Source organism: Candidatus Merdisoma sp. HCP28S3_D10 (genome assembly GCF_052065835.1).
In the GTDB taxonomy this organism is placed as follows: Bacteria; Bacillota; Clostridia; order Lachnospirales; family Lachnospiraceae; genus Laedolimicola.
This window is the reverse complement of record NZ_JBQHTG010000001.1, coordinates 1,027,500-1,042,390: the sequence shown is the minus strand read 5'-3', so window position 1 is coordinate 1,042,390 and position 14,891 is coordinate 1,027,500. Positions and strand designations below refer to the sequence as shown.

General features: G+C 47.6%; 13 protein-coding genes. 10 read left to right on the top strand and 3 right to left on the bottom strand.

Annotation, left to right across the window (positions count from 1 at the left end; translation table 11 throughout):
* Positions 1–47: 47 nt before the first annotated feature.
* From ACTNCH_RS04885 to ACTNCH_RS04840, 10 genes are all read left to right on the top strand, one after another.
* A complete protein-coding gene (locus ACTNCH_RS04885) occupies positions 48–1,121 on the top strand; it encodes a DMT family transporter (protein WP_441019125.1) in 1,074 nt (357 codons plus the stop codon).
* The gene (locus ACTNCH_RS04880; RefSeq protein ID WP_441019123.1) at positions 1,118–1,945 is read left to right on the top strand and encodes a 4Fe-4S binding protein; all 828 of its coding nucleotides are present in this window, start codon (positions 1,118–1,120) and stop codon (positions 1,943–1,945) included. Before ACTNCH_RS04885 ends, ACTNCH_RS04880 begins: the two co-directional genes overlap by 4 nt.
* 152 nt (positions 1,946–2,097) lie before the next feature.
* Positions 2,098–2,865 (top strand): ParA family protein, encoded by a 768-nt coding sequence (locus tag ACTNCH_RS04875; RefSeq protein WP_158361308.1) that lies wholly within the window; start codon positions 2,098–2,100, stop codon positions 2,863–2,865.
* A gap of 21 nt (positions 2,866–2,886) precedes the next feature.
* Positions 2,887–3,792, top strand: coding sequence for a ParB/RepB/Spo0J family partition protein (locus tag ACTNCH_RS04870; RefSeq protein WP_441019120.1), 906 nt, complete (start codon positions 2,887–2,889; stop codon positions 3,790–3,792).
* A gap of 15 nt (positions 3,793–3,807) precedes the next feature.
* Complete coding sequence (locus tag ACTNCH_RS04865; RefSeq protein ID WP_441019118.1) at positions 3,808–4,320, top strand: DUF4446 family protein; 513 nt, start codon at positions 3,808–3,810, stop codon at positions 4,318–4,320.
* A 78-nt stretch (positions 4,321–4,398) separates the two neighbouring features.
* Positions 4,399–5,676 (top strand): serine--tRNA ligase, encoded by a 1,278-nt coding sequence (serS, locus tag ACTNCH_RS04860; RefSeq protein ID WP_158361314.1) that lies wholly within the window; start codon positions 4,399–4,401, stop codon positions 5,674–5,676.
* Between the two features lie 91 nt (positions 5,677–5,767).
* The gene (locus ACTNCH_RS04855; RefSeq protein WP_441019116.1) at positions 5,768–6,646 is read left to right on the top strand and encodes a DUF3881 family protein; all 879 of its coding nucleotides are present in this window, start codon (positions 5,768–5,770) and stop codon (positions 6,644–6,646) included.
* A gap of 107 nt (positions 6,647–6,753) precedes the next feature.
* Positions 6,754–7,581 carry a TrmH family RNA methyltransferase gene (locus tag ACTNCH_RS04850; RefSeq protein WP_441019114.1) on the top strand — a complete coding sequence of 276 codons (828 nt, stop codon included), beginning with the start codon at positions 6,754–6,756 and terminating at the stop codon, positions 7,579–7,581.
* A gap of 113 nt (positions 7,582–7,694) precedes the next feature.
* A complete protein-coding gene (locus ACTNCH_RS04845) occupies positions 7,695–9,221 on the top strand; it encodes a Y-family DNA polymerase (RefSeq protein WP_441019112.1) in 1,527 nt (508 codons plus the stop codon).
* Positions 9,222–9,244: 23 nt separating this feature from the next.
* Positions 9,245–9,454, top strand: a complete 210-nt coding sequence (locus ACTNCH_RS04840; RefSeq protein ID WP_441019110.1) for a hypothetical protein — start codon at positions 9,245–9,247, stop codon at positions 9,452–9,454.
* 15 nt (positions 9,455–9,469) lie between these two features.
* On the opposite strand, the gene ACTNCH_RS04835 is transcribed toward ACTNCH_RS04840, so the two are convergent.
* The 3 genes from ACTNCH_RS04835 to ACTNCH_RS04825 all read right to left on the bottom strand — a co-directional run bounded on the left by ACTNCH_RS04835 (position 9,470) and on the right by ACTNCH_RS04825 (position 14,664).
* Positions 9,470–10,804 carry an MATE family efflux transporter gene (locus ACTNCH_RS04835; RefSeq protein WP_441019108.1) on the bottom strand — a complete coding sequence of 445 codons (1,335 nt, stop codon included), beginning with the start codon at positions 10,802–10,804 and terminating at the stop codon, positions 9,470–9,472.
* Between the two features lie 79 nt (positions 10,805–10,883).
* Positions 10,884–12,044, bottom strand: coding sequence for an AI-2E family transporter (locus ACTNCH_RS04830; RefSeq protein ID WP_441019106.1), 1,161 nt, complete (start codon positions 12,042–12,044; stop codon positions 10,884–10,886).
* Positions 12,031–14,664: a cation-translocating P-type ATPase gene (locus ACTNCH_RS04825; protein WP_441019104.1), complete on the bottom strand. Its 2,634-nt coding sequence runs from the start codon at positions 14,662–14,664 to the stop codon at positions 12,031–12,033. The genes ACTNCH_RS04830 and ACTNCH_RS04825 overlap by 14 nt, the downstream gene beginning before the upstream one ends.
* Positions 14,665–14,891 lie beyond the last annotated feature (227 nt).

Below are 14,891 nucleotides of genomic sequence, written 5' to 3'. Positions count from 1 at the left end.
CAGCAATGTTTGTTTCAGGGTTTAAGAAAAAAAGTTAAGGTGGTAGTATGAATAAAAAGAGACAGGCAATGGCAGTGGTGTTGGCGTTACTTGCAGCTATTTTCTATGCGATCAATACCCCGTTTTCCAAAATTCTTCTGAATCAGATACCGCCTACGTTGATGGCTGCGTTTTTATATCTTGGTGCCGGAATCGGAGTTGGATTTCTGTATTTGTTTCATGTAAAAGGGGAGGATAAGTCAGAAAGGCTGACCAGAAAAGACTTTCCGTATACCATAGGAATGATTGCGCTGGATATCGCAGCGCCAATATTTCTGATGATTGGAATCCGTATTGGATCTGCGTCAAATGCTTCGCTATTGGGAAATTTTGAAATTGTAACAACAACGCTGATTGCGCTGCTGGTATTTAAGGAGAAGGTAACGGCCAGGCTCTGGGCAGCGATTGGCTTTATTACGGTATCCAGCATTGTGCTTTCTTTTGAGGGAAGCGGTAGTTTTCAATTTTCTCTCGGTTCTCTGTTTGTTATTCTGGCGACCTGCTGTTGGGGACTTGAAAATAATTGTACCAGAAAGATTTCAGATAAGAGTACTTATGAAATCGTGTTTTTAAAGGGAATCTTCTCAGGCGGTGGTTCTCTGATGATTTCCTTAATTTTAAGAGAGCACATTCCGGAATGGAAGTATATGATGCTTGCCATGTTGCTTGGATTTGTAGCGTATGGACTGAGTATCTTTATGTATATCAGGGCTCAGAAGGATTTGGGAGCGGCAAAAACAAGCGCATATTATGCGGTAGCTCCCTTTGTAGGTACGTTTTTAGCCTTTCTTATAAATGGAGAAAAGCTCACAACCGCTTATTTTGTAGGACTTATCTTTATGCTGATCGGCAGCATTATGGTTGTGTATGACACCATGGTGAGATATCATTTACATGAGTATTCCCATACTATTGTCCATGTTCATAACGGAAGAGTTCATACCCATGTCATTACTCATGCCCATGAACATCATCATATCACATCGGAAAAAAACATGGACATACACATGCAGATTACAAAAATAGTGAGGAACATTGATTGGCACATTTATCAGATAAATAGAGAGAAGGAACAAAGGTGAAACGTCAAAGATGGTATATTCCGGTTGGATTTTGGCTGATATTTGAAAGTATAGCGGTGGTTTTGTGGCTGACAAAGGAACAGGTATTTTACTTGTTTAATTTTTCTTACATAGGTACCGTGCTGACAGTTGGATTGCTACTTTTTCAAATGAACTATCGATATGCCAGACATATGGTACAACTATTGGTTGGTCTCTATATGCTTGTGTATTTGGGCTTGATTTGCGGAGAAAATATGCAGATCGAGGGATTTTGGTATTATCTGTTTACCGGTGTATTTGAAGCGGCAACGATACATTATGCCGTCGCAAAAATATTTGGGCCGCTTGTTTTTGGAAGAGGCTGGTGCGGATATGCTTGTTGGACTGCCATGGTTCTGGATTTTCTTCCCTATAAAATTCCCCAGACCTCCCGTAATAAAAAACGGGAAAAGTTACGTTATGTCACGTTTGGAATATCATTGATTTTTGTAGCTTCCCTATTTTTGCTTCAGGTAGGACAGTTGGAGCGCATCATGTTTTGGAGTTTTGTGATTGGAAATGTTTTTTATTACGTAATAGGAATTACGCTTGCCTTTCTTTTCAAAGATAACCGGGCCTTTTGTAAGTATCTCTGTCCGATCACAGTATTTTTGAAGCCTGCAAGTTATTTCTCTCTGGCTCGTGTCAAATGTAATGTGGAAAAATGTATTTCCTGTGGAAAGTGTATAAGAGTATGTCCGATGGATGTGGATATTACAGACAATTCCAGAAAAAGAAAAAACGGCACAGAATGTATTCTTTGCATGGAATGTGTCAAAGCTTGTCCCCGGAAGGCATTATAAGGGAAAATTTGTTTCTGTATAGCAATCTAAAATATCCTGTGTTATAATAAATTTTAACGCGACAAAACGAAAATATAGCTTAAATGTTTCACGTGAAACATCTCTCGAAGGCAAGGCAATCTGCGCCCTACCTTTGATCGAAGGAGAAAAAAATGGGAAGAATCATAGCAGTTGCCAATCAGAAAGGTGGCGTTGGCAAAACTACAACATCGATTAACCTGGCTGCGGCTCTGGCCGAAAAAGGAAAAAAAGTACTTTTGATAGACAGTGATCCCCAGGGAAATGCCACCAGTGGAGTGGGAGTTGACAAAAATCAGGTTGAAACGACCATCTATGACCTGATTCTGGGAGAAAAAGAAATCCAGGACTGTATCGAATATACGGAATTTGAAAATCTTCATTTGATTCCGTCGAATGTGGATCTGGCAGCCGCTGAGATTGAACTGATTGGAATTAATGAAAAAGAATTCATTATTAAGAAGGCGGTAGAAACGATCCGTGATAGATATGATTTTATCATCATTGATTGTCCGCCGTCTTTGAATCTGCTGACGATCAATGCCATGACTACGGCAGATACCGTACTGGTGCCGATCCAGTGTGAGTATTATGCGCTGGAGGGTTTAAGTCAGCTGATCCACACGATCAATCTGGTAAGAGAGCGTCTGAATCCGTATCTGGATATCGAAGGTATTGTATTTACCATGTTTGACGCCAGAACAAATCTGTCCCTGCAGGTGGTGGAAAATGTCCGGGCGAATGTAAAGCAGAAGGTATACAGCACAATCATACCGAGAAATGTGCGCCTGGCCGAAGCGCCCAGTCATGGATATCCGATTACGGTATACGATCCCAAATCCACCGGCGCAGAGAGTTATCGCGCTCTGGCAGAAGAGGTCATCAATCGGCCGGAGGAGTAACATAGATAGAGAGGAGCAAGTATGGCTGCAAGAAGAGGAGGACTCGGAAAGGGTCTGGACAGTCTGATTCCGGAGACGATCAAACCGACGCCCCAGGAAAAGACGAAGGTAGTAGAAAAAGTAGTTGAGAAGATAGTGGAAAAGCCGATCGAAATGAAGGTGAAGCTTTCCAAGATAGGGCCGCGGGAGGATCAACCAAGAAAGCAGTTTGACGAGGACGCTCTTGCGGAGCTGGCAGAATCCATCAAGCAGGTTGGAATTATCCAGCCTTTGGTGGTACAGGAAAAAAATGGATTTTATGAAATTATCGCAGGCGAACGCCGCTGGCGTGCCGCTAAGATAGCGGGACTCAAGGAGGTACCTGTTATCGTAAAAAAATATTCGGATCTGGAGATTATGGAAATTTCTCTGATTGAGAATATTCAGAGAGAAAACCTGAATCCCATCGAAGAAGCGTTGGCATACAAAAGACTGCTGAACGAATTTCATTTAAAGCAGGATGAGCTGGCAGAGCGGGTATCCAAGAGCCGTGCCGCCGTGACGAACTCCATGCGTCTGCTGAAGCTGGACGAGAGAGTACAGCAGATGATAATTGACGATATGCTGACTACCGGTCACGCCAGAGCTCTTCTGGGAATCGAGGATCCGGAGCTGCAGGTAAATGTGGCTACCCGGGTGTTTGATGAAAAGCTCAGTGTCCGGGAAGTGGAAAAGCTTGTAAGAAAAATCCAGGAGAAAAAACCGGAACAGCCAAAATCAGATCCGGTGGACGATTTCATTTACACAGATCTGGAAGAAAAAATGAAAGCAGCCATGGGAACCAAGGTATCGATCAAACAGAAGGCCAGGGGAAAAGGAAAAATCGAGATTGAATATTATTCCCGGGAGGATCTGGAGAGAATCTTTGAAGCCATTACTAAAAACTAAGGAGAAGGAGATATCATGAGCCCAATTTTAGAATATGTATATCAGGTAACTGGAATCGATACGGCATATATTCTGGCCGGGATGCTGCTGTTGCTGGTGGTATTGCTTATCCTAGTGATAACAGCATTATGTAAACTAAAAAAGCTTCGTCGCAAGCTGGATCTCTATATGAGGGGAAAGGATGCGGAAAGTCTGGAGGATACGATTTTATCCTGTATTGAAAAGGCAGATAAGGTAGACCAGATGAACCAGATTCTGCGAGAGGACATCATTGGCCTTCGGAAAAATCAGAAGATCACCTTTCAGAAAATGGGTATGGTAAAGTATAATGCCTTCCGTGAAATGAGCGGCGACTTAAGTTACGCGCTGGCACTGCTGGATCAGGAGAACAATGGTTTCCTGATCAACTCCGTTTACGGAAATGAAGGCGGCTACTCTTATATTAAGGAAATCAAAAACGGAGAATCTGAGATTCTTCTGTCTGAGGATGAGCAGAAGGCGCTGGAGAAAGCCAAAAGCCAGGCTTGAAAAAAAGCCGGGAGTATTATATGATAAAGTGAATGTAAATGAAATAATCCATAAAAAAAGCAGTAAAGGAGAAAAATCATGCTGGATATAAAATTTTTAAGAGAAAACCCGGAAATCGTAAAACAGAACATCCGTAATAAATTCCAGGATCAGAAGCTGGGACTGGTAGACGAGGTTATCGAACTGGACGCGCAGAAGCGGGCAGCTCAGCAGGAAGCAGATAATCTTCGCGCAGAGCGTAACAAGCTTTCCAAGCAGATCGGCGCGCTGATGGGCCAGGGCAAAAAGGAAGAAGCAGAAGAGGTAAAGAAGCAGGTTGCAGCGGAGGCTGATCGTCTGGCAGAGCTTTCAGAGAAGGAGAAAGAGCTGGATGAGAAGATCCTGAAGGATATGATGACCATTCCGAATATTATTGATCCGAGCGTACCGATCGGTAAGGACGACAGCGAGAACGTTGAGGTTCAGCGTTACGGCGAGCCGGTGGTTCCGGATTTTGAGATTCCGTATCATACAGAAATTATGGAGCGTTTCAACGGCATCGACCTGGACAGCGCAAGAAAGGTAGCCGGAAACGGATTCTATTATCTGATGGGCGATATCGCGAGACTGCATTCCGCAGTGCTGGCTTATGCCCGCGATTTTATGATTAACAGAGGCTTTACTTACTGCGTACCGCCCTTCATGATCCGCAGCAACGTGGTAACCGGCGTTATGAGCTTCGCAGAGATGGACGCCATGATGTATAAGATTGAGGGCGAGGATCTGTATCTGATCGGTACCAGCGAGCATTCCATGATCGGCAAATTTATCGACAGCATTCTTCAGAAAGATGAGCTTCCGAAGACTCTGACCAGCTATTCTCCCTGCTTCCGTAAGGAGAAGGGTGCTCACGGCCTGGAGGAGAGAGGCGTATACCGCATCCATCAGTTTGAAAAGCAGGAAATGATCGTAGTCTGCGAGCCGGAAGACAGCAAGATGTGGTTTGATCGTCTGTGGCAGAATACCGTAGACCTGTTCCGTTCCATGGACATCCCGGTACGTACTCTGGAGTGCTGCTCCGGCGATCTGGCTGACCTGAAGGTGAAATCTGTGGACGTAGAGGCATGGTCCCCGCGTCAGAAGAAGTACTTCGAGGTAGGAAGCTGCTCCAATCTGGGCGACGCACAGGCACGCCGTTTGAAAATCCGTATCAACGGGGAAAAGGGCAAGTATTTTGCCCATACCTTAAATAATACCGTAGTTGCTCCGCCGCGTATGCTGATCGCGTTCCTGGAGAACAACCTACAGGCAGACGGAAGCGTTCGTATCCCGGAGGCACTGCAGCCGTACATGGGCGGTATGAAAGAGATTCGATAAAAATAAACTATCCACATATCCCACAGGTTATCCACAAAAGTGGATAATTCAGTGGAATTGTGGATAATTGATCCCGAAGGAGGTGATTACAGTGCATGAATATCTGAGAGCAATCGGATTCAGCCAGCTGAAAACCAAAGAAGAACTGAATTATCTGCTGCGAATGTCCCAGGAGAGTTATCAGTATGAGAGAACCTCCGGAGATTACGGCGGTCATGATTTTTCCGAGCGGCGAAAGGAATTTGCGCCGGGAATGGGGATTATGCTCAGAGGCGAGTATGATGAGCATGGCGATTACCAGTGGGATTATTATTTTCCCTATTTTCAAGGCAGACAGGAAAAATTTTATGAGCATATTACCATAGAGCGTCATGCGGAGAAGGAGTCCTATGCCGGCGTCTGCGATGACCTGACCGTGGGCGTAACTATTATTTTCTATGTACAGAATGTGGCGGATTATCTGAGCGAGAGGCAGAGAAGTCATTTCTCATCCAGCACTGTGACACTGAAGTTCGCAGGGTTGTCCACAGAGGGAAAGATACTTCTTCCTGTGGCCCAGAGTCTGACGCCGGAAGAGAACACGGAGGCGGTTCTGCAGAGAACCAAGTTAATCAAGGCTGCCCGGGAGGGCGACGAGGAAGCCATCGAAAATCTGAGCATCGAGGATATGGATACGTATTCCATGATTTCCCGACGTATTGCTCATGAGGACGTATTTTCCATTGTGTCCACATATTTTATGCCCTATGGTGTGGAGTGTGATCATTACAATGTGCTGGGAGAGATTCTGGACTGTAATCTGGTACAGAACAGTCTGACCCGGGAATGGATCTACGTACTGACGCTGGAGAGCCACGATTTGATCTTTGAGGTATGTATCAATAAAAAGGATCTGCTGGGAGAACCGGCAGTTGGCCGTCGCTTTAAAGGCGTGGTGTGGATGCAGGGCGATGTGACCTACCACAATTAACAGAAAACGAGAGATAGCATAAAAGTAAAACGGACTGAATGGGTAATAAAATTCAGTCCGTTTTTATCGAATTTTTCAGGTTTTATGGATAAGAAAAGGAAATGAATATGTCTCATATCATAGAAATCAGTAATTTTGACGCGGCGGAGCTGGATATCTACGCGCGTACCAGCGAAAATCAGTTAGTCAACCGGGCAAACCCGAAGGAAGGGATGTTTATCGCGGAAAGCCCCAGAGTCATCGAACGGGCACTGGATACAGGGTATGAGCCGGTGTCCTGTCTGGTGGAAAAGCGCCAGCTTGAGGGCGAAGCAAAAGAAATCCTTAAGCGGTTGGGCGACATTCCTGTATACACGGCGGAAATGGAGGTTCTGGCGCGGCTTACGGGCTTTAAGCTGACCAGGGGAATGCTCTGTGCCATGTATCGGAAAGCCCTTCCGTCTGTGCGGGAGGTGTGCGGGAACGCCCGGCGTATTGCCATTCTGGAAAATGTGGTAAACCCTACGAATGTGGGCGCTATTTTCCGTTCCGCGGCTGCCCTTCATATGGATGCGGTGCTCCTGACCTTCGATTGCAGCAATCCCCTTTACCGCCGGGCGGTACGGGTCAGTATGGGAACGGTGTTTCAGATTCCCTGGACCTTTTTCGACAAAGAGGAGTGGCCGGAAAAAGGAATTGGAATGTTGCGGGAGCTTGGCTTTAAAACCGCAGCCCTGGCTTTGAAGGACGATTCGGTCAGTATCGATGATCCGGATCTTATGAGTGAGGAAAAGCTGGCGCTGATTCTGGGAACCGAGGGGGACGGCCTGGCTGCTTCTACCATTGCGGACTGCGATTATACGGTAAAAATTCCCATGTCCCACGGAGTAGATTCCCTGAATGTGGCGGCGGCCAGCGCGGTGGCGTTCTGGCAGGTGGGACAAAAAAACAGATAAGAAAATCGAACATTTGTTCTTGAAAATAAAATGCGGTTGTTTTATAATAAGGACAAGAATAATAAGCATAATAAGAAGAGCGACACCGGAAGCGGTTGGAGGTGTTTGGAAAAATGGAAAAAGAACATTGCTATGTGGCGATTGATTTAAAATCCTTCTATGCCTCTGTGGAATGTCGGGAACGGGGACTGGATCCGCTGATGACGAATCTGGTGGTGGCAGATCCGGAGCGGACGGAAAAAACCATCTGTCTGGCAGTGACGCCTGCGCTGAAGGCATATGGGATCTCCGGACGGGCCAGGCTTTTTGAGGTAGTAGAGAGAGTGCGTGCGGTCAATGCGGAACGGCTTCGGCGGGCGCCGGGAAGAAGGTTTACAGGATCGTCCTCCGATGCGGCAGAGCTGGCGGCACATCCGGAATACGCGCTGGATTACATTGTAGCGACGCCACGTATGGCGTATTATCTGGAATACAGCTCGCAGATATACGAGATATATCTGAACTATATTGCGCCGGAGGATATGCATGTCTATTCCATCGACGAGGTATTTATGGATGTGAGCACTTATCTGCATACCTACCGGAAGACGCCCCGGGAGCTGGCCACAGAGATGATTCGTTCCGTTTACCGGGAGACAGGTATTACAGCTACAGCCGGGATCGGAACGAATCTGTATCTGTGCAAGATAGCCATGGATATCCTGGCTAAGCATGCCATACCGGATGCAGACGGAATCCGGATTGCGGAGTTGGATGAAATGTCCTATCGGCAGAAGCTCTGGACACACCGGCCGCTGACGGATTTCTGGCGGGTGGGTCCCGGCTATGCCAGAAAGCTTCAGGAGCAGGGGATGTATACTATGGGCGATGTCGCCCGCTGTTCTATAGGTAAGCCAGAAGATTACTACAACGAAGAGCTTCTTTATAAAATGTTCGGCGTCAATGCAGAGCTTCTGATCGATCACGCCTGGGGCTGGGAGCCCTGTACGATCCCGGAGATCAAGGCGTATAAGCCGGAGAACAACAGTATAGTCTCCGGTCAGGTGCTGCAGTATCCTTATGAATATGAAAAAGCCCGGATGGTGGTCCGGGAGATGACCGATTTGCTGGCGCTGGATCTGGTGGATAAAGGACTGGTAACCGATCAGCTGGTGCTGACGGTGGGATACGACATAGAGAATCTGACGGATCCGGAGCGCAGAAAGAATTATCATGGGGAAATTACCGTGGACCGATATGGACGCCGGGTTCCTAAGCATGCTCACGGATCGAGCCGTCTGGAGCGCCAGACAGCTTCCGCAGAGCTTCTGGTGAGGGCAGTGTCGGAATTGTATGCTCGGATTGTAGATCCGAAGCTTCTGGTGCGCCGGATTACAGTGACGGCCAATCATCTGGTTCGGGAAGAACTGGTGAAGAAAAAGGAAACCTATGAGCAGCTGAATTTGTTTACAGATTATGAAGCCATAAAGAAAGAAAAAGAACAGCAGGAAGAAGCATTGGAAAAAGAAAAGCGCCTGCAGAAGGCTATGCTGAAAATTAAGAAAAAGTATGGGAAGAACGCGATTCTGAAGGGTTCCAATCTGCAGGAGGGAGCTACAGCCCGGGGACGGAACAGCCAGATCGGCGGCCATAGGGCATAGCGAGGTCAGAACAGGAGAACGGAATGAGCCAGAAAAAGGATTCTTATGAAGATATTATAAATCTGCCGCACCATCAGTCTACGGTACATCCAAGAATGTCCCGGGGGGATCGGGCAGCTCAGTTTTCTCCCTTTGCCGCCCTGACCGGTCATGAGGCAGCTATCCGCAAGACGGCTGAGCGTGTGGAGCAGGAGCGGGACAGCCGGGAGACAGAAGACATCTGGGAGACATAGGGGAGGATATCCACGCTATGTCTTGTTGAAATTCAGATTTCGGATCATGCGGTAATACACCGGAATCAGCAGTCCGCAGGCTCCGGCCCAGGCCAGAGGACTGGCCAGACAGACGCCCATATAGCCGATAGCTTCCGTAAGGCCGATGGTGGCGGCCAGACGCATGACGAGCTCTATCATACAGGCGGCAAAGGGAGCAGTACCATTCTGCATGCTCTGGATGCTGGTCCGATAGACAGCCAGAAGTCCCAGCAGCCAGTAGAAGGGAGCCACGGTCAGCAGATAGCCGTTGGCATAGGAGAAGATTTCATCACTGGGATTTGCGATAAATAGTGTTACAATGGGGTGGCGCAGCAGAATGATTCCGGCGCACATCAGGAGATTCAGAGCCTCCGTCTGGAGCAGAGAAGCCCGGACGCCTGCCAGAATTCTGTCCTTTTTACCGGCTCCATAGTTTTGAGCCACATAGTTGGAGATAGCGGTCATCATGGCATTATTGACCAGAACGGATACCTGATCGGCCTTGGTAGCGGCTGTATAGCCGGCGACTGCCGCAGATCCCAGCGCGTTGACGGTAGACTGCATGGAGATCTGGCCAATGCACATGACAGACATCTGGAAGCCCATGGGAAAACCGATTTTCAGATGGGAGATAAGATCCGGGCCGATGCCGTGAAAATCCGTCCGGTGGAGCCGCAGTATTTCAAAGGAACGTAAACCCGCAATCAGGCACAAAAAGGCCGAAATAAACTGGGACAGTACCGTCGCCCAGGCAGCGCCTGCTACGCCCATGTGCAGTGGGACGATAAAAACGATATCAAGAACCACATTTAAAAGCGAAGAAAAGATCAGAAAGTACAGAGGCGTCCGGCTGTCGCCGAGAGCCCGGAGCAGATTGGAGATCAGGTTGTAGAAGACCGGCGCGGCGGTGCCCAGCAGGATAACGAACATATAGTCATAGGCCTGCTGATAGATATCCTCCGGCGTATGGATCCAGTCCAGGATCGGACGGGAGAGCGCGCAGCAAACCAGTGTTATGAAAATGGTAAAAAGGATGCTTAACAGGGTGGACGCAGCTACGCTTCTGCGCATACCGACTGTGTCTTTTGCGCCGAACCGCTGACCCAGACAGATACCGAAGCCATTGGTAAAGCCTTGGATAAAGCAGAGTACAAAATATACAATCATACTGGTGGCGCCCACGGCAGCCAGTGCGTCGGCGCCCAGCGTCCGTCCCACAATGACAGAATCTGCCAGCGTGTAAAATAACTGGAACAGGTTGCCTCCGATTACCGGAAGCGCAAAGATAAGAAGCGCCCGGAACGGGCGCCCTTCGGTCAGGTCTAGCATAGATAGCAGGCTCTCCTTTTCGATGTCATACGAATACGATTTTAAATCTTTCTTATAGTAACGCGGAGAAAAAGAGAGGTCAAGAAAAATTTTGCCAGTTTATGTGCCGTTTTTTCAGGCGCAGATATACGTACTCCCGAAAAAGGGTGTACAAAACGGAGGTCAGTGGGATAAAGACAAGCATTCCCACAATTCCCATCAGATTTCCGCCAATTGTCACAGCCGCAAGCACCCAGATGGAGGGCAGCCCGACAGAGCCGCCGACCACATGAGGATAAATCAGATTTCCCTCCAGCTGTTGAAGAATCAGAAATACAAGAATAAACAAAACAGCCTGTTTGGGACTTACCATGAAAATGAGAAAGGCTGCCGTTGCACAGCCTATGAATGCGCCGAAAATGGGAATCAAAGCGGTAAACGCAATCAGGATTCCGATTAAAAGCGCATAGGGCATTTTTAAAATACTTAAGACAAGAAGAAACATACTTCCGAGAATCACCGCTTCCAGGCACTGTCCGGTAAGAAAATTTGCAAAGGTCCGGTAAGTCAGGGAACAGATTCGAATGGAGGCTTCCGCTTTTTCTTTTGGGAGAAAGGCAAAAAATACCTTCCTTACCTGAATGCGCAATTTTTCTTTCTGAAACAGAATATAACAGGCAAAAGAAAACGCGATAAAAAAGGTCGTGATACCGCTGACGATGGAGCCGACAGCCAGTATGGTTGTGTTCATCACATTTCCGGTTCCTTTTCCCAGAAGGCCCATTCCCCATCTGACGGCCTGGTCCGGGTCAAACCGGATCTGGTTTACCAGCTGCATGATTTCCTGATTATTGTGTGAAAATTCCAGAATCCAGGTCTGCATCTGAGGAATAAAGGCAGTGATGTTTGTGATTAGAGTTCCGATGGTTCTGGTAAGCTGGGGAATGACTCCAAACATCACGAGGATAAGGAGGCCGACGATCCCGATAAGGGTGAGAAGCAGGCTTATCGGCCGAGCGAATTTTTCGGCGGCCTTCGTTCCGTTTTCCTTTGCTTTTCCAAAGAGTTTCTTTTCTAAAAAACTCATGGGGACATGGATGACAAAGGCGATGGCGCCTCCCAGCGCAAAGGGAGACAGGATATCCCAGATGGTTTTTATTACATCGATCACGATATCGAATTTCCACAGCGCGATGACAAGAAATGCGGTAAATACGATGAGTTCGCGGATTTTTTTCATGGATAAGTTATTTAGATCCATTGTTTTCTCCATTCTTTTTTAATTTTATACGAATCCATTTCAGCGCCTGAATGAGCAGAAGACTGGTAACTGCATACAGGTATACCTGGACAAGCTGCATCAGGTTCAGGGATTCCACCTTAAACAGGAGATGAAGGCCGGGAAGGGTCAGTACGGCTGTGATAAGCACTGCGCCCAAAGCAAAAGCCCCCAGCAGCCAGGGATTCTGAAAGAGGCGTTCGGTAAAGAGAACTGGGTGATCGGATTTGCAGTTAAAGCCGTGGAACAGACGCGACAGGCAAAGGGTTCCAAATGCATATGTGCTTCCAAGCAGCGCGCCGTTCTGATGGTATCCGACCAGAAATCCAAACATCGTCATGATACCGATGACCAGGCCCTCCAGGCCGATTTTGCTGAGAAAATCTTTTGTCAGAATCGACTCACCCGCAGCGCGCGGCTTTTCCTTCATGACCTCGCTGCTATGAGGCTCTACGCCCAGGGCAATTGCCGGAAGGCTGTCTGTCAGAAGATTGATAAACAGCAGGTGTACCGGTGCAAACGGAACCGGAAAGCCTGCTATCGACGCGCAAAGAACCGTCAGGATTGCTCCGAAGTTTCCGGATAACAGAAACTGGATTGCGTACTTAATATTCCGATAGACGTTACGGCCATTTTCCACCGCCTTTACAATCGTTGCGAAGTTATCATCGGTAAGCACCATCGCTGCGGCATCCTTGGCAACCTCTGTTCCGGTGATTCCCATGGCAACGCCAATGTCTGCCTGCTTCAGCGCGGGGGCGTCATTGACGCCGTCGCCGGTCATTGCGACAATCATACCTCTTTCTTGCCATGCGCGGACAATACGGATCTTATGCTCCGGGGATACTCTTGCGTACACCGAAATATTCGGAACCAGCGCTTTTAGCTCCTCATCGCTTAAATGTTCAATATCCGCTCCCTCGCAGGCTTCAGATAAGTTCTGTAAAATACCGATTCTTTTCGCGATTGCCGCCGCTGTTATCTTATGATCCCCGGTGATCATAACCGGCCGGATTCCGGCTCTGATACATTCGGCAACCGCTGCCTTCGATTCTTCTCTTGGCGGATCCATCATAGCGATCAGACCCAGGAAGATTAGATGATTTTCATCTTCGGCGGTTAAGAGATATTTTTCCGGAAGTGGCCGGTAGGTAAAGGCAAGCACGCGGAGTCCTTCCATGGAAAATTCCTGATTTTGTTTTTGGATTTTCTCTTTATCGTCCGCTGTCATTTCCCGGACGCCCTCTTGGGTCCAGATCTGTTCCGTCCGTTCAAGGAGACAGTCTACCGCGCCTTTTACGATCAGTTGGTTCTCACCGTCTATCTCATGAAGGGTTGACATCATTTTGCGTTCACTGTCAAAGGGAAGTTCTCCGTTCCTGGGATAAGCGCTTCTTACTTCCGCGGCATGAATTCCGCAGCGGCTTCCCAGATTAATCAGAGCAGTTTCTGTGGGATCTCCGATTTCGACTCCATTTTCATTGGTTGAATCATTGCATAAAATACTGCAGTCCAGAAGATATCGCTGCGCCGGATCCATTACATCAATGGCAGACGCGGGAATCCGTTTTTCATCTATATAATAATCCTCTACGGTCATCTTGTTCTGGGTAAGCGTTCCTGTTTTATCGGAACAGATAATGGAGACACTTCCAAGACCTTCCACCGCCTGAAGCTTGCGAATGATAGCGTGTTCCTTCGCCATTTTCTGCGTTCCAAAGGAAAGAACTATGGTGACGATGGAGCTTAAGGCCTCCGGAATTGCAGCGACCGCAAGCGCTACGGCAAACAAAAAGGCGTTGCCGGGTTGTTCCCCCCGGAACACGCTGAGGGCAAATAAGATTCCGCAGAAAAGCAGAATTAAGATGGAAAGCTTCTTTCCGAAGGCCTCCAGATTTACCTGGAGGGGCGTCTGCTTTTCAGTGGTGGATTTCAAAAGTCCGGCAATCTTCCCGACCTCGGTCTGCATTCCGATGGCAGTCACAACTGCTCTGCCGCGGCCATAGGTCACAAAGCTTCCGGAGAACAGCATATTAGTCCGATCGCCAAGGGGAACCTCTGCGGAAAGAGTATCCAGGCTTTTTTCTACAGCAAGGCTTTCTCCGGTAAGAGCGCTTTCGTCAATTTTCAGACTGGCGTTCTCGATTAATCTTCCGTCTGCCGGAATCATATCGCCTGCCTCAAGCAAGATGATATCCCCGATGACCAGCTCCCTTGCCGGAAGCTGAACGACTGTGCCGTCGCGCAATACTTTGGCTTCCGGGCCGGCAAGCGTCTTCAGGCTTTGCAGGGATTGTTCTGCCTTTATGGTCTGAACAGTTCCTAAAATTGCGTTAATTGTGATAACGATCAGGATAACGAGCGCGCTTTCCATGTCTCCGAGCACACCGGATATGATTGCCGACGCAATCAGAATAAGCACCAGAAAATCCCGATACTGTTCAAAGAAAATCTGTGGGATGCTTTTCTTTTTTCCTTCCGCAAGTTCATTCCAGCCGTAGATCTCTCTGGCTTTTTTTACTTCTTCGCCGGTAAATCCGGATTCTCTGCTGTTCACATGTTTCAGAACATCTTCCGGTGTTTGCTGATAAATTTGTTTCATATGATTTCCTCCTTTTTCCTAAGTATTGCCAACAGGAATTTTTGTATAAAAAAAGAGACCTTTATTGCACAATAAATATGCAATAAAAGTCTCACTGTTTTCTTGTGACACCGGATGCTTCCACCGTATTGACGACGCCACAAACGCAGATTCGCAAGCGTAAGTTACTCCCTTTTATTTAAGAAAACTATATACCATCGCTGTTGTTTCTGTCAAGAAGTATATTT